18 protein-coding genes are annotated in these 14,783 nt (G+C 60.9%); 3 read left to right on the top strand and 15 right to left on the bottom strand.

The genetic code is table 11. The features are described 5' to 3' along the window. Positions 1–3 precede the first annotated feature (3 nt). The 4 genes from BW995_RS10565 to BW995_RS10550 all read right to left on the bottom strand — a co-directional run bounded on the left by BW995_RS10565 (position 4) and on the right by BW995_RS10550 (position 3,319). Positions 4–762: an SAM-dependent methyltransferase gene (locus BW995_RS10565; protein ID WP_175617040.1), complete on the bottom strand. Its 759-nt coding sequence runs from the start codon at positions 760–762 to the stop codon at positions 4–6. Between the two features lie 123 nt (positions 763–885). Continuing rightward, entirely contained in the window at positions 886–1,362 is a 477-nt protein-coding gene (locus BW995_RS10560; RefSeq protein ID WP_084194769.1) for a CreA family protein, read from the bottom strand. Between the two features lie 38 nt (positions 1,363–1,400). Then, entirely contained in the window at positions 1,401–2,120 is a 720-nt protein-coding gene (locus tag BW995_RS10555; RefSeq protein WP_076400297.1) for an MliC family protein, read from the bottom strand. Between the two features lie 11 nt (positions 2,121–2,131). Beyond that, complete coding sequence (locus BW995_RS10550; protein ID WP_076400295.1) at positions 2,132–3,319, bottom strand: vWA domain-containing protein; 1,188 nt, start codon at positions 3,317–3,319, stop codon at positions 2,132–2,134. A 412-nt stretch (positions 3,320–3,731) separates the two neighbouring features. Between BW995_RS10550 and BW995_RS10545 the strand changes: the two genes are divergently transcribed. Next, positions 3,732–4,127, top strand: coding sequence for a hypothetical protein (locus BW995_RS10545; RefSeq protein ID WP_076400293.1), 396 nt, complete (start codon positions 3,732–3,734; stop codon positions 4,125–4,127). Here the strand turns inward: BW995_RS10545 and BW995_RS10540 are convergent. Further along, on the bottom strand, positions 4,102–4,944 hold the full coding sequence (locus BW995_RS10540; RefSeq protein WP_076400462.1) for an AAA family ATPase: 843 nt from the start codon (positions 4,942–4,944) through the stop codon (positions 4,102–4,104). The two genes, BW995_RS10545 and BW995_RS10540, sit on opposite strands and share 26 nt — an antisense overlap. A 175-nt stretch (positions 4,945–5,119) precedes the next feature. On the opposite strand from BW995_RS10540, the gene BW995_RS10535 reads away from it, so the two are divergent. Both BW995_RS10535 and BW995_RS10530 read left to right on the top strand, forming a co-directional pair. Continuing rightward, positions 5,120–5,995: a creatininase family protein gene (locus BW995_RS10535; protein ID WP_076400291.1), complete on the top strand. Its 876-nt coding sequence runs from the start codon at positions 5,120–5,122 to the stop codon at positions 5,993–5,995. 4 nt (positions 5,996–5,999) lie between these two features. After that, the gene (locus BW995_RS10530) at positions 6,000–6,329 is read left to right on the top strand and encodes a YnfA family protein (RefSeq protein ID WP_076400289.1); all 330 of its coding nucleotides are present in this window, start codon (positions 6,000–6,002) and stop codon (positions 6,327–6,329) included. 248 nt (positions 6,330–6,577) lie between these two features. Here BW995_RS10530 and BW995_RS10525 read toward each other — a convergent pair whose 3' ends face one another. The 10 genes from BW995_RS10525 to BW995_RS10485 all read right to left on the bottom strand — a co-directional run bounded on the left by BW995_RS10525 (position 6,578) and on the right by BW995_RS10485 (position 14,770). Then, positions 6,578–6,922, bottom strand: coding sequence for a phasin family protein (locus BW995_RS10525; RefSeq protein WP_076400286.1), 345 nt, complete (start codon positions 6,920–6,922; stop codon positions 6,578–6,580). A gap of 233 nt (positions 6,923–7,155) precedes the next feature. Next, positions 7,156–9,798, bottom strand: coding sequence for an alanine--tRNA ligase (alaS, locus tag BW995_RS10520; RefSeq protein WP_076400461.1), 2,643 nt, complete (start codon positions 9,796–9,798; stop codon positions 7,156–7,158). Positions 9,799–10,212: 414 nt separating this feature from the next. Continuing rightward, entirely contained in the window at positions 10,213–10,584 is a 372-nt protein-coding gene (locus tag BW995_RS10515) for a hypothetical protein (RefSeq protein WP_076400284.1), read from the bottom strand. Next, entirely contained in the window at positions 10,563–11,903 is a 1,341-nt protein-coding gene (locus BW995_RS10510; protein ID WP_076400282.1) for a structural protein, read from the bottom strand. The genes BW995_RS10515 and BW995_RS10510 overlap by 22 nt, the downstream gene beginning before the upstream one ends. A gap of 147 nt (positions 11,904–12,050) precedes the next feature. After that, positions 12,051–12,416 carry a phage protein GemA/Gp16 family protein gene (locus tag BW995_RS10505; RefSeq protein WP_175617039.1) on the bottom strand — a complete coding sequence of 122 codons (366 nt, stop codon included), beginning with the start codon at positions 12,414–12,416 and terminating at the stop codon, positions 12,051–12,053. Positions 12,417–12,436: 20 nt separating this feature from the next. Beyond that, positions 12,437–12,916: a hypothetical protein gene (locus BW995_RS10500; RefSeq protein WP_076400279.1), complete on the bottom strand. Its 480-nt coding sequence runs from the start codon at positions 12,914–12,916 to the stop codon at positions 12,437–12,439. A 3-nt stretch (positions 12,917–12,919) separates the two neighbouring features. Further along, positions 12,920–13,564, bottom strand: coding sequence for a DUF3164 family protein (locus tag BW995_RS10495; RefSeq protein WP_175617038.1), 645 nt, complete (start codon positions 13,562–13,564; stop codon positions 12,920–12,922). Next, complete coding sequence (locus BW995_RS20475; protein WP_139332855.1) at positions 13,557–13,817, bottom strand: hypothetical protein; 261 nt, start codon at positions 13,815–13,817, stop codon at positions 13,557–13,559. Before BW995_RS20475 ends, BW995_RS10495 begins: the two co-directional genes overlap by 8 nt. A 33-nt stretch (positions 13,818–13,850) precedes the next feature. Continuing rightward, positions 13,851–14,072 carry a hypothetical protein gene (locus BW995_RS10490; RefSeq protein WP_076400275.1) on the bottom strand — a complete coding sequence of 74 codons (222 nt, stop codon included), beginning with the start codon at positions 14,070–14,072 and terminating at the stop codon, positions 13,851–13,853. Beyond that, positions 14,072–14,770, bottom strand: a complete 699-nt coding sequence (locus BW995_RS10485; protein WP_076400272.1) for an ATP-binding protein — start codon at positions 14,768–14,770, stop codon at positions 14,072–14,074. Before BW995_RS10485 ends, BW995_RS10490 begins: the two co-directional genes overlap by 1 nt. Positions 14,771–14,783 lie beyond the last annotated feature (13 nt).

Below are 14,783 nucleotides of genomic sequence, written 5' to 3'. Positions count from 1 at the left end.
TCCTCAGGACGCCCTCAACCGCATGACCGCTTGCAAGCCAATCGGCGAGAAAATCTTGTATCCCGGATGCAGGGCCTCAAGCTTTTGTTGTAGATCGGGCGGCACGTGCTGTTCGTACTCGCAGCTCAGATCGCCGGTAAAGGGAGAGGCTGCGAAATAGCGGGCATAGTCTTCGACGAACAAGCGATTGATCAACGACGAATGATACATGTAGTAGACAATCTGACCGGCGGTCTGGCTGTCGGTTTGCTGCAACAGCCATGCATATAATTGGGGTGGTCGCATCCGCAAATGGATCCACGGAGGCAAGGAGTCGTTTTTGAACGAAAACACCTGCCCGCTTGAATCCGTGATCTCGGGCAAATGATGCCCCCGGAACGAGGACCAAATCGGAGCAAAAAAACTGAATAACCGCCCGTCGGGGGTCAAGGCCGCCGCCATTTTTTCGAGGGCCAGGCCGAATTTGTGGATGTGTTCAAAGGCAGCAACAGAGAACACCACATCGAACGCACCATACAGCGCGGGCGGCAAGTCTTCGATCGAACCGAGCACGACCGCATAGTCACCCAAGGCTGCCGGGTCCTGCACATCGCTCAACGCTCCCCAGGCTCTGGCCTTGCCCCCCGGAACACCGGCATTGAATACCTGATAGTATTCTTCCTGCTCGATACAGACCCACTGGCTGACACCATAGTAGTCCTTGACCAGCTCGCGCGGCAGGCTGCCGCCAACTTCCAGCACCCGCTTGCCGGACAAACCCACTTTGGCCTGTGCCTGTTCACAGGCATCCAACTGGTATGACAGATTGTATGCTGTCCCATAATATGACAAAGGCTTCGCAGACTGGTCCGGCATGATTCCCCCCTGTTTACGGCATCCTGCGCGTTATTGCGCGCGTGGAGCTTCCCCAACCCACGGCATCACCGGCACCGAAGAAATCGAATTCTTTGGCGAGCCGTCAACCAGCTTGTCAGAGTAGACCAGATAAACCAGCACGTTGCGCTTGTCGTCATAAAACCGCACAACCTGCATTTTCTTGAACAGGATCGACCGGCGTTCGCTGAACACCGTCTCGCCATCGCGCTTTTTCAGCCCTTTGGGCAGGCTGATCGGGCCGACCTGTCGGCAGGCGATCGAGGCATCAGAGGTATCCTCGGCCAGCCCCAGCGCCCCCGAAATGCCGCCGGTGCGCGAACTGGCCACATGGCAGGCCACACCGGGGATCAGCGGATCATCAAAACCATCAATAACGATCTTGTGGTTTGGCCCCAACAGCTTGAACACCGTATCGACCGAGCCGATTTCATCGGCCAGCGCCACGCTGGCGGGGGCCATGCCCACCGCCAGCAGCGCCCCGACCATCAACGTCCGCCAGCGCCGTCCGGCAAAGAGTCCGCTCATCAATTCCCTCCCAGCGTTTTACCGCAGCCCTGGAATGTCTTGCCGCCCATCAGAACCGTCACCGAAGCCTCGAAGGTTTCCCCGCTGGTTTCATCCTGACACGGGCGCTTGGACAACAACACAGTCAACATTTCATTATGCCCGCGCAGGTTCCACACCGCCTTGTCGCCGTCGGCCTCGGGGCGGCCCCACGGGAACATCGTCCGTCCCCCGGTGGCTTCGGAAGTGAACACCACCCCGCTGTCCTGCCCCATTTCAAGGAACCATTCCGGGCCATGACCAACGGCCCGGAAACTGACCCCGGCCAGACGGGCCAGTTCCCACGGCCCCGGCCCCTTGGCGCCGGTGCATTGACGATCCGGCGTTCCCGGCAGGGACAGCACCGCCTGATTGCCCTTGGTAATCAACCCGGCTTCGCCGATGTCCAGCTGTTTGGTGTACCGTACCGCATCCTCACCGTTGCCGGTCTGCGACAGCAGCACCGACCGACCGGGCAGGAACACCCGCACCTGAGCCGGTTCGAAGCGGGCGGTAAAGCGGGTGCCATCACCACAGGCATAGACCCAGGCCACCTCTTCGCCCTGCGGGCTGGCAACCGGAGTAGACGCCGTAGAGGTCGAGGTCGGCCTGGAGCCGGTCATCACACAGCCAGACAGGCCGACAGCCATCACGGCGGCGGACACCAGGGACATCACAACAGAAGAAAAGCGAATCGTCATCACAAGGGATCTCACCGACTCAGGGCTTGAATAGCCTCGTCGATGCCTTCCAGGGTCAGGGGGTACATGCGGTTTTCCATGATCTCGCGGACCATGGCGAGGGAATGGGTATAGGACCAGGTGCGCTTGTCAACCGGGTTCAGCCAAACGGCGTGCGGCCACACGGTGAGCATTCGTTCCAACCATAGTTTTCCTGGCTCCTCGTTCCAGTGCTCGACCGAGCCACCGGGGTAGGTCAGTTCATAGGGACTCATCGACGCATCGCCGACGAAGATCAATTTGTAGTCTGCCGGGTAGGTTCGCAAGACGTCTTGCATTCCAATGCGGTCAGAAAATCGCCGACCGTTATCCCGCCAGACCGACTCATACACACAATTGTGAAAATAGAAATATTCCAGATGCTTGAACTCGGACCGGCAAGCTGAAAACAGCTCTTCGCACATCTGGATGTGGTCATCCATCGACCCGCCGACATCCAGAAATAACAAAACCTTCACCGTGTTGTGCCGCTCGGGCCTCAGTTGCAGGTCCAGTAACCCGCCCTGTCGCGCCGTTTCCCGGATGGTGCCATCCAGATCCAGTTCGGTGTCCGCCCCTTGCCGGGCAAAGCGGCGCAGGCGACGCAAGGCCACCTTCAACGAGCGTGTCCCCAGCTCGACCTGATCATCCAGATCGCGGAACTCGCGCTTGTCCCACACCTTCACCGCCCGCCGGTGGCGGGACTGGTGCTGGCCGATACGGATGCCCTCGGGGTTATAGCCATAGGCCCCGAACGGCGAGGTGCCAGCGGTACCAATCCACTTGTTTCCACCCTGATGGCGGTCCTTTTGCTCTTCCAGACGCTTTTTCAGCGTCTCCATCAGGGCATCCCAGCCGCCCAGGCTGGCAATTTGCGCCTTTTCCTCATCGGTCAGGAACTTTTCGGCCAGTTTGCGCAGCCATTCTTCGGGGATATCGGCCTTTTCCGCCAGATCATCGGCTGCCAGACTGCTGACGCCCTCGAAAACCCGGGCAAACACCCGGTCGAACTTGTCGAGGTTGCGCTCGTCCTTCACCAGCGTTGCCCGCGCCAGATAATAGAAATCTTCGACGCGATAACTGGCACAGCCCGCCTGGACTGCCTCCAGCAACACCAGATATTCATTCAGGCTGACCGGCACCGACGCCGCCTTGAGCTGGTAAAACAGGGAGGTAAACATCTGGATATCCTCACCGGCAAAAGCCTGAGCCTCGGGGAACCCACGTCCCCACCTGACCACAGGCGGCATTTTCATGGTTAACGCGGAGCTGTGGGCCTTGAACGTGACTCCACGGTACACGACAAACAGAAAGCAGGATCATGGAGCGCTGCTCCACACCTCGCCGGGGCCTTTAGGCCCCGGACCCCATGAATTTGATTTTTAAAGAAAAATGGGGGATCGGGGGCATTGGCCCCCGAACGGGCTCGGGCGGTAGCCCGCACTGATCCCGCCAACTGTCGTGTCCTGTGCCCACTTTTGCGCTCGCCGCTCCAAGTTTCTGTTCTACCGCATTGTTTTTGCGAAAGCCGGTTCCCACTTTTCGCACAATGCTCTATCACCACCACCACACGCTTTGCACAACGGAGTTCCCATGTCCGAGTCCCCCTATGCCGAAGCCCAACGCCTGCTGAGCGGTGCCGGAACCTGGCATGAGTTTCGCGCCAGTCTGACCGAACGCGCGCTGGATTTGCAACTGGGCGCCGCCGATCTGGATGACCTGCGCATGCAATGGCTGACCCGGCAGGCCAGCCATCTGACCGACAACGAGCTGGTCCGTGAACTGAAATTCTGGTCCGACGGCGGCAGCTATGACCAGCATCTGGATGGTTATAAAGCAATCAATCCCGGCACCCTGCTGGATCAGGCCGAACAGCGCGGCTGGTTTGTCCGCCGCCTTGCCAGTGGGGCGGTGGTCAATGCCCCCGATGGCAAACCGTTGATGCTGAAAGGTCTGGACGTGATCAACCCCGCTCCCGACGGGCCATGAAGGCCATTCGTTCCAGCGTGTGAACATCCTGCTCGTTCTTCAGCAACGCCCCGTGCAGGGGTGGCAGCATCGTTTTGACATCCTTGGCCCGCAACGCCTGCGGGTCGAGGTCATCGGCCACCAGCAAGCGAATCCAGTCCAGCAGCTCGCTGGTGGACGGCTTTTTCTTCAGGCCGTTGACATCGCGCAGTTGATAGAACAGCGACAACGCCTCTTGAATCAGCGCCGCCTTGATCCCCGGATAATGCACCGCGATGATCTGTTCCATCGTTGCCACATCGGGGAAGCGGATATAGTGGAAAAAGCAGCGGCGCAAAAAGGCGTCCGGCAGTTCCTTTTCATTGTTCGAGGTGATGATCACCACCGGCCTCTCGACGGCGGCAATGGTCTGCCCGGTTTCATGGACATAAAATTCCATCCGGTCCAGCTCTTGCAGCAGGTCGTTGGGGAATTCGATATCCGCCTTGTCGATCTCGTCGATCAACAGCACCGCCCGCCCGCGCTCAAAGGCCTCCCACAGCTTGCCGGGGCGAATGTAATTGGCGATGTCGTTCACCTTCGGGTCGCCAAGCTGGGAATCGCGCAGGCGGGATACCGCATCGTATTCATACAGGCCATGCTGGGCCTTGGTGGTCGATTTGACGTGCCAGGAAATCAGCGGCACCCCCAACGACTGCGCCACTTCGCGCGCCAGCACCGTCTTGCCGGTCCCCGGCTCGCCCTTGATCAACAGCGGCCGCCGCAGGGTGATCGCCGCATTGACCGCCACCATCAGGTCTTCCGTGGCAACATAGGACTCGGTACTGGAAAATTTCATGTCCTGCGGGGCCATCGCCGCGCCTCCCTGTGGTAAAGACGGTTATCTCCGCTATAGGCCCGCCTGCGCCAACAATCAAGGCTGTCGCCACGTCAGCTTTGCTTGCCCTGAACGGAAAAGCAGGGAACACTGCACCGTCCCTGCCGTTATCTCCTGCCGTATCTGTGGATCTGCCATGCTGTCCTTGCGCCGCCTTGCCTCTGTCGCTGCCCTCGCCCTCTCCTGTGCCGTCGTTCAGCCGACAGCCAGCCGCGCTGCCGATGCACCTGCCCTGCCCTCGGTATGGCTGGCCGACCTGACCTGGCTGGAACTGCGCACCGCCATGCAACAGGGCGTCGATACCGTGCTGTTGCCGTTGGGCGGCATTGAGGCCCGCGGCTCGCATCTGGTGCTGGGGGCCAACAACCGCGTGCTGACCACCATTGCCACCGCGGCGGCCAAAAAGGACCAGTGGACCCTGATCGCGCCGGTGGTGCCTTTTGCACCGGAAATCAGCGACGACAGTCTGGGGACGCTGCGCTGGCCGGGGACCCTGCACATGTCACCGGACAGCATCGGCTCGCTGGTGGCCGAAGTCACCGCCAGCCTGAAGGTCCACGGCATCCATCATCTGATCCTGCTGACCAACCAGCCCGCCGCCGCCGATGCCCTGCGCGACACCGCCCGCGCCCTGAACAAGAGCTGGGCGGTCGAAGGGGTGGTGGTCGGTCTGGCCGACGTCAGCCCCGACAGCGATTTTGAGAAGGAGCTGTTGGCAAAATTCCGCCTGACGCCGGAGCAGAACGGCGACCACGGCGGCCTGATCGAAACCGCCGAGATGCTGGCCTGCTGTTCCGATGGCGTGCGCCAAAGCACCCTGCCCCGCACCCCCGGCGCGGTCGAAGCCTCGGGCGCCAGTGGCCGCCCCGATCTGGCAACCTCGGAGATTGGCCGCGCCAGTCTGGAGCACAAGATCACCAGCGTGCTGGCCACCATCGCCGAAGTCCGCAGCGTTGCTGCCGAAATCAAGGCAGATCAGGCGCAGGAAGACAGCGCGCCAGCGGCGCAGTAGTGCCGTGAGTGCCCTTGCAACCTACCTCCTCGCTGCCGGGGCTGAAATTGCTGGATGCTTTGCCTTCTGGGCGTGGCTGCGGCTGGGCAAGTCTCCGCTCTGGCTGTTGCCGGGGGTGATCAGTCTGGTGTTGTTTGCCTGGCTGCTGACCCGCGTCGAGGCCGACTTTGCCGGACGGGCCTATGCGGCCTATGGCGGCATCTACATCCTGTCATCGCTGGCATGGATGGCGCTGGTCGAAGGCGTCCGTCCCGACCGCTGGGACCTGATCGGTGGTGCGCTGTGCCTGAGCGGTGCCCTGATCATCCTGCTGGCTCCCCGTGGCGGAGCCTAACAGGAATAAAGGTGGCGGAGCCTAACAGGAATAAAGGTGGCGGAGCCTGACAGGAACAAAGGTGGCGGGAGCTGACAAAGGCAAAAAAAAGCCCCGGTTCCTGTGAAGGACCGGGGCTGAGGATTCCGTTCAGGGAGGAACGGGAGAGACAAACGCACACACAAAACAGACGGCTGCCAGAGGCGGGGGACACCAGAAAAGGGAGCCACCGGACAGCGGCTCAACCTCCCTCCGGAAGCCGGAACAGATTACTTGCCGAAGTTTTCGAACACGGCCTTGTAACGGGCCTGGATCGGCTCGGCAGCGGACTTGGCAATCACGGTGCCCATTTCGCCCAGCTTGGTGGCTTCGGCAACGAAACCGTCCCAGCTGTCCTTGGCCAGCTTCTGCTGAAGCTGGGCGACTTCGGCGGCGGTCTTGCAACCCGAAATCGCCTTGGCGTTTTCCAGCGCGCCTTCCAGCGACTTGCTGGTGTAGCCGAACACTTCCTTGGTCACTTCTTCGATGCCGGTGGCCAGCTTGGTGCCATACAGCACGGCGGCGTCAACGTTGGCTTTGTTGAAGGACAGGACATCATCATAATTCTTGAACATGGACGTGGCTCCTCTCTTGGGCTGCTGTCGGGGAGCGGCTATCAAGGTTTCTGCGGCGCCACTCCTATGCTGCGTTGCAACATAAGCTTAAGATAGCGCCTGTGCGGTACATGTCAATGCTCTTTTTTGTGCGCTGCACCATTTTCATTGGACTGCCATGAATCGTGGACATAAAAAAAACGCCGACGGACCTTTCGGTACCGTCGGCGTTTCCGCATCACACAGCAGGCAGCTTACCCGCGTGCGGCCAGCACAGCCTCGATTGCGGCCAGGGCTTCGGCAGCCTTGTCGCCATCCGGGCCACCGGCCTGAGCCATGTCCGGACGGCCACCGCCGCCCTTGCCGCCGACCACCGCCGAGCCAGCACGCACCAGCTCGACCGCCGACAGGCTGGCGGTCAGGTCGTCAGTGACAGCCACCACCAGACTGGCCTTGCCATCATCAACGGCAATCAGTGCCACCACGCCCGATCCGACCTGTTTCTTGATCTCGTCGGCCATGCCCTTCAGTTCCTTGGCCGGAACGCCGTCCAGCACCCGACCGGAGAAGGCCACGCCACCCACTGTCTTGCTGCCGCTGTCAGAGCCGGCAGCACCGGTTCCTGCCAGCGCCAGTTTCTTGCGGGTTTCGGCCAGTTCGCGTTCCAGACGGCGCTTTTCGTCCTGCAAGGCCAGCACACGGCCCGGCAGGTCGGCAGCGGTGGTCTTCAGCACATCGGCGGCCTGGATGAGCAGGGCATCGCGCTGCACGGTGTAGGACAGAGCTGCCCCGCCGGTCACCGCTTCGATACGACGCACGCCCGATCCAACCGCACTTTCGGCGATCACCTTGACAAAGCCGATATCGCCGGTCCGGCGGACGTGGGTGCCGCCGCACAGTTCGATCGAATGGCCGCCCATCGACACCACGCGCACTTCGTCGCCGTACTTTTCGCCGAACAGGGCCATCGCACCGGCCTTGATCGCCGACTCCGGGTCCATCAGGCGGGTGGAGACATCGGCGTTGGCGCGCACGGCGGCATTGACCACCGTTTCGACATCGGCGATTTCCTCGGCGGACAGGGCCTTGGGGTGCGAGATGTCAAAGCGCAGGCGTTCGGCATCGACCAGCGAGCCTTTCTGGGTGACGTGATCGCCCAGACGCTGACGCAGGGCGGCATGCAGCAGGTGAGTGGCCGAGTGGTTGGCCCGCACCGCCGAACGATAGGCCCCATCAACCTCAAGGAACACCGCCGACCCGACATGGATCGAGCCGCTTTCCACCGTCCCCAGATGGATCACCAGATCACCCAGCTTTTTCTGGGTATCGCTGATCACCACCCGGCCCTTGCCTTCGCCGACATGGATCACGCCATGGTCGCCGGTCTGACCACCCGACTCGCCATAGAACGGAGTCTGGTTGCAGATCACCGCCACCGTCTGACCGGCAGAGGCCTGATCGACCGCCTTGCCATCAACCACCAGCGCGGTCACCTGACCTTCGGCGGTTTCGGTGGCATAGCCGAGGAACTCGCTGGCCCCGACCTTTTCGTGCAGTTCAAACCACACGGTTTCGGTGGCGGCTTCGCCCGACCCGGCCCACGACTTGCGGGCTTCGGCACGGGCCTTTTCCATCGAGACGTTAAAGCCATCGACGTCAACCTTGTAGCCTTCACCGCGCAGGGCGTCCTGCGTCAGATCGAGCGGGAAGCCATAGGTGTCGTACAGCTTGAACGCCACCTCACCGGCCAGCGTGCCGCCGGTGGCCAGACGGCCCTTTTCGTCTTCCAGCAGCCGCAGGCCACGGACCAGCATCTGGTTGAACCGGGTTTCTTCCAGCTTCAGGGTCTCGGTGATCAGCGCCTGGGCGCGTTCCAGTTCCGGGAACGCCTGCCCCATGTTGCGCACCAGCGCCGCCACCAGCTTGTACAGCACCGGTTCCTGCGCGCCCATCATGTGGGCGTGGCGCATGGCGCGGCGCATGATACGGCGCAGCACATAGCCCCGGCCTTCGTTCGACGGCAGCACGCCGTCGGCGATCAGGAAGCACGACGAGCGCAGATGGTCGGCGATCACCCGATGGCTGACCTTGTGCACCCCGTCCGGATCGGTGCCCGCCGCTTCGGCGGTCGCCACGATCAGGTTGCGCATCAGGTCGATGTCATAGTTGTCGTGCTGGCCCTGCAGCACCGCCGCCAGACGTTCCAGCCCCATGCCGGTGTCGATCGACGGCTTGGGCAGGGCGATGCGGTTGTCCGGTGCCAGCTGTTCATACTGCATGAACACCAGGTTCCAGATTTCGATGAAGCGGTCACCGTCCTGATCCGGGCTGCCCGGCGGGCCACCGGGGATCTTGTCGCCGTGGTCAAAGAAGATTTCCGAGCACGGACCGCACGGGCCGGTATCGCCCATCGACCAGAAGTTGTCGCTGGTCGGGATGCGGATGATGCGATCATCGGACAGACCGGCAATCTTGCGCCACAGGCCAGCGGCGTCCTCGTCCGAGCTGTGGACGGTGACCAGCAGTTTTTCCTGCGGCAGGCCGAATTCGCGGGTGATCAGGTTCCACGCCAGCTCGATGGCATTTTCCTTGAAATAGTCGCCAAAGGAAAAGTTCCCCAGCATTTCAAAGAAAGTGTGGTGGCGGGCGGTATAGCCAACGTTATCAAGGTCGTTGTGCTTGCCACCGGCGCGCACGCACTTTTGCGACGTGGCGGCGCGGCTGTAGGGGCGCGTCTCCTGTCCGGTAAAGACGTTCTTGAACTGCACCATACCGGCGTTGGTGAACATCAGCGTCGGATCGTTGCGCGGCACCAGCGGGCTGGAGGAGATCACTTCGTGACCATTGCGGGCGAAGTAATTCAGGAAGGTGCTGCGAATATCGTTTGTCGTCTTCATGGCCAGGATCATTCCCAGGTCGCTTAACAGGCGCCATTCCCTGCCCCATACCTGACCCGGCAGCGGCGGGAAACGCTACGAAGCTGACTTTCTACCTGTCCTATGGGGTTGCTGTCCAGCAAGCAGCAGCATTTTTCCACGCAAAGACGCACATTACCGGCTTTTTTCCCCGGCAGGGCAGACGCATGCCGGGCGGGCCCGGCTTTTTTCCCCGGCAAGTAGGGGGGTTAGGAAATAATAGCACTGATGGCACATATCAAATTGCATGGCCGGATCGGCGCAAACGGCCACTGATCTGCGGGGCATGAACGCGGTATACTGTCCGCAAGGCCGGGATTGGCACACAGAAAACCGCATCGAATTATTGCCATATCTTGCCCGTGGTTGCCCGTTGCGGAAAAAATGAAGCCCCGGTCATTGCCGGGGCTTCGTGTTTGTGGGAAGTGGGAACCACCACCAGTGATCTTTCGGGACAGGCGGCGGCTCTCCGTCATCGTCCCACACATAACCACGGCAAGCCTCCTGCCGGTCTTCTGCTTTCAGCCTGTGGTGTTCTGCTGCGAAGAACTGGTTGAACTGTACCGGGTGATCCATCATCCACTGATCCCACACGGTCAAGACGGCGACCTGATCGACAGTCAGTCGGTCCCTGATCAGTTCCAGCGCCGTCCGAGCAGGCAACAGGAGGTCGCCGTCATAGTCATAGCCGTTTTCGCGCCCATCCCTGATTGGGTCGAACCAATCCATCAGGCCCAACAGCCACGTCACATCATCGACTTCAACCATTTCATGATCCCCCGTCCGCTTTGGACCTGCACCGACACATCATCAATCTTGTTCAACAAGGTACTGCGCTTGTGCATTGTTTCGATTTGCTGCCCCGCCACATCCACCACCACCATCCGGTTTGATGGGCCTTTCCGGCCTTGGTAGGGTTCAACGAACACAGCCTTCAAACGACCGCCGCGCACTGATAAATACACATCGCGTTTCCCCCGGCGGATCATATTCACAGCGGCTGCGCTGTAGGCTTCCAGGCTGCCCCAGCTATCGCCATGCTTTTTGTAGTGCCCCTTCATCTGCTGAGGGCTACGCCACTTCGCCTGAGCCAGCCTTTCGACCAGATCGGCCATATCTTTCCGAGGTAGCTTCTCCCGGTTTTCGACGGCCTCTTTCCACCGGTCAACATCGGATGTGGGGGCAAAGTACATCACGGTAATCGTCCGGCAGCGGTGATGGTAGGGCGGTGCGCCGGTCCCGGCGGGCAGGGCTGAGGTAGGCTTGTCTGCAAGTCCTCCGCCGTCACCGTGCATGGTCCAGCTTTCCTTGGCAGCCACCATGTTCCCCCGTTTGATGGCCCCCAGATAGGCGTCTGCCTGATCTTCCAGCCGTGTGACTGCGATAACCCGCCCGTGCATCGCCTTACACACGTCAGAGGTCTTGGCGTCCATGTGGGCGCGAACCTTGACGTATTCGACACCTGCCCGGCTGTACGCCTTGGTGCGTCCCAGTTCGCGGGTCTTGGTGGCGACGTGGTCGGCCAGCGTGTCCCAGTAGTGTGCCGATTTATCAGAGAGGGTTCCGAAATCGGCAGCGATCCGGCGAGCCAGATCATCACGGGTCATCCCCTTGTCAAAGTACTCGGACAGGATGCGGTCAAATGACTGGTGGGTATGGGCGTCCCAGTGCCGTCCAACCCAATACAGGTTTCCCTCCGTCAGGATCGACAGGGCGTCGCGGTCAGGCTTGCCGAAGGCGATATCAACCCCGGCCCCCTGCGCCACCTCCTGCTGGCCTGCGCGGTACAGCACATCAGACAGGTCTATCACGGTGGGGCGCATTGCAGACCGCAGGGCATCGGCACCGACATGGCGTTCTATGCCCTGCATAAGCGCATCGCGGGCGGCATTGTCAAATGCGCCCGCGTCCATCTCCCGTATCTGATCAAGGGCTTCTGTCAATGCCGCCCTGGTGGCCTCCCTGAAACTGCGGGTCAAGGCATCCTTCAGGGCTTGTATTGTTTCTTCAAGGAGGCTATCCGCCTTCAGTATCGCCGAGCGATAGTTCAGCTTGCAGATTGCCCGTCTTAGATCGTCGTGGCCCATAGCGCCGCACCTTGTATCCAACAATTGTTTCTTGCGTGACAAAGGCATGGTCACATGCCTCGCACCGTCGGTATCGGTAACTGGTTGCACCATCACGGCGGTAGACCGTGGTCCTGCCACCGCAGACAGGGCATGCCATGCTGTCGCTCAGGTCTGCCATCTCTCTAATCCCGTTATGCAATCCGACGCCTGCCGCACTGTCAGCCAGCGGGGATGATCGACATGTGCAGTCCGTCGGACAAACGCCAGCATGGCCGGATCGGCCAGCACGTCGCCGTCAGCTCCCCAGCCCTTGGCGCGACCAAGGGCCGACAGCTTGGCAAGCTGCGCCCTGGTCGCCGTGCTGGTGTTGGTACGGGGGACCATCCCGGACAGTGTGCGGGCGACGGTGCCAATCTGCGCATCGGTCATGGCCCGCAAGCTGTCTGAGCCATGGCGAGCCAGCAGCGCCCGCCATGCAGTGTCATCATCCAACCCGGTGATCTTGCGACGCAGGGCATGTATCTGTCGCATGGCTTTGGCCCGGTCCATGGTCATTGCCCCAACGATGCGCGCCAACCCTGCACATAGGCAGTCAGTTCACGGCCCAGTTCTTCCAGATCACGCGCGCTGTCCAGGCGTTCTTGCGGAGTGAACACACCGTCTTCAAGCCGAGCCGTCAGACTGTCCAGCCGCCGGGCCAGCGCCCGGAGTGCGGTGTACGGATTGGTCTGGTGATGGTCGGTATTGTCATCCGTAGGTTTGGCTTCAAAGCCGACCAGCTTCAGGGTCGGATTGAGCAGGTCGAGGCCAAACTGTTCGACGAGATGTAGCCACTGCCCGAGGGTCGGGGGTTGCCCCCGACCCGTCTCCTTCAACGCCTTCAGGCGAGCCTCTCCGATCCCGGCAACACTTTGCAGCATGTCCGGGGCAATCTGCCCGGCCCGCTTGCCGACCTTGGCGCGCAGGATCGGGCGCAGGATATCGGCGGCAGCGTCGCCCAGATCGGGGGTAAAATCCATTTTATCGGCCATGTTTTACGCCTCCGGGGTCGTGGTGTAGTGGGTCGCAGAGGCAACCGGGACTTTGGCAAGATCAAGGGGGATGGCATGGTAGGCACCGGCATCATCACGGCGGTAGACGCGGATATAGGACGCGCGGTCATAGACGCGGATGCTGTTGCGGATGGCAGCCATGGCATCCACCCACTTCGGGTGCTGAATATCCCAGCGCAGCAGGGACAGCACGTCTCCGACCTTGGCGGATCGATCTTCCCCCATACGGAAGACACTGCTGATCAGGGTCCGCAATTCATCACCGGCCCCGGTGGTAACGCTGTCGAGATACTCGCCGATCAAGGCGCGAGCAACCTCAAGGTCCGGGCCAAATTCGATCCGGTCAGCGTGGGCCATTTCGACCTTGTAAGACCCATCAAAGGTATACAGGGTCATATTGCCCTTTTTGCCGCCACGCTTCGCCTGATAGTTTTCGCGCAGAACATCGCGCAAGGTCAGCACTTCGGTGAACGCATGAGCCTTGTATTCGGCAAGGGTAAGGCTGAGTTTTTCCGCTTGTTCAGCCAGAGCCTGAACAAGCTGGTCTTCAAGAAGTTCCTGCGGACGAATGTTTTTCGTGGCAATTTTGTTGCCGTCACGGTCGATACGGTACATTTCCTCAGTCATTTTCATTACCTTTCCGATGGAAATATTTACAGGCAGCGGTATGGGCGGGAATTCGATCCTTGTGACGTGGGGAGCCACACTTCAAAGCCTTCAGAAGTTCAGCGGCTTTCAGGCATTTGCCGATGCCGACCACTGATGTTTTGCCAAAATGCTCGCACTCACCGCATGAGGCACCCACAGGGCCAGTGTTGGGGAAGTGGGCCATGAGCCCGTCGGGCATTTTGCTGGGCAGGGTCTTGCCATTGACGGTCATGTCACAGTCATGCAATCGCATCATCCGTCTCCCTCACATCCCGACCCGCAGGCCAGGCACGCGCGGCGGCAGTGGATCAGACAGGCCCGCCGGGATTGGTGTGCGGCGTTCAAGGCAGATGGCCTGTTCGCGCATGGCGACCAGATGGGAGTAGAGCAGCCGGACGGATCGGGCTTCCAGCGTCATGCCGCAGGAACGACCGGGTTCAAGCAACGTCTGTAACCTCAGCAATTGCTCTGACAAGGAGAGGTTCATCACATGGCCCCTTCCTTCTTGGCGGCGGTCAGGACAGACAGGGTCACCGACTCCAGCTTGTTGGCGGCCATGATCCGCTTGATGCCATCGACCAGTTCCAGCGCCTCGCGCCACCATCCGCCGGTCAGGGCGTGAAAGGCTTTGGACAGGTCCGGCCCGAGGTCGCCAAAGGCCGGAACCAGCACGGTTGCCGCCAGTTCGCGCGGGTCCATCGGGCTGATGTCCAGACGCTTGCTGCCGATGCGCCCGGTAAGCTGTTTGGTCAGCACGGCAGTTGCCTGCGCTGACAACACCTTGTTGACCAGCGGAGTGCCCATCAGGATGGCGGCGGTGCCCAGTTCGTCGCAGAAATAGCGAACCCGTTCCAATTGCTGGATGCGCAGGTGGTTGGCCTCATCAACGATGATCAGCCGACCGGGCAGAATTTGGCGGCTGAAGGCCATCATGTCATAGCTGGTGCCCCCCGGCAGGGTGGCCCCAGAGGCTTCGAGGATGTCGCGGGTCAACTGCGCCTTGCTGATGCCTTCGAAACAGCAGACCCGGATGCCCGAGAATCGTTCTGCCAGCAGCTTGCTCAGGGCGGTCTTGCCGCTGCCCGGTTCGCCTACAATCTGGCCGATGCGACGGTCAGAAGATGCAATGACAGTCTCGGCCAGACGCAGGGCCTTCTTGACGTTTTTGGTTTCAATGATATCCAAGGGTTGCACTCCG

Origin of the sequence: Insolitispirillum peregrinum (genome assembly GCF_900156605.1) — a bacterium.
Taxonomy (GTDB): Bacteria; Pseudomonadota; Alphaproteobacteria; order Rhodospirillales; family Rhodospirillaceae; genus Insolitispirillum; species Insolitispirillum peregrinum.
Note: the sequence above shows the minus strand (reverse complement) of the source record. Positions and strands in the feature narration are given on the sequence as shown.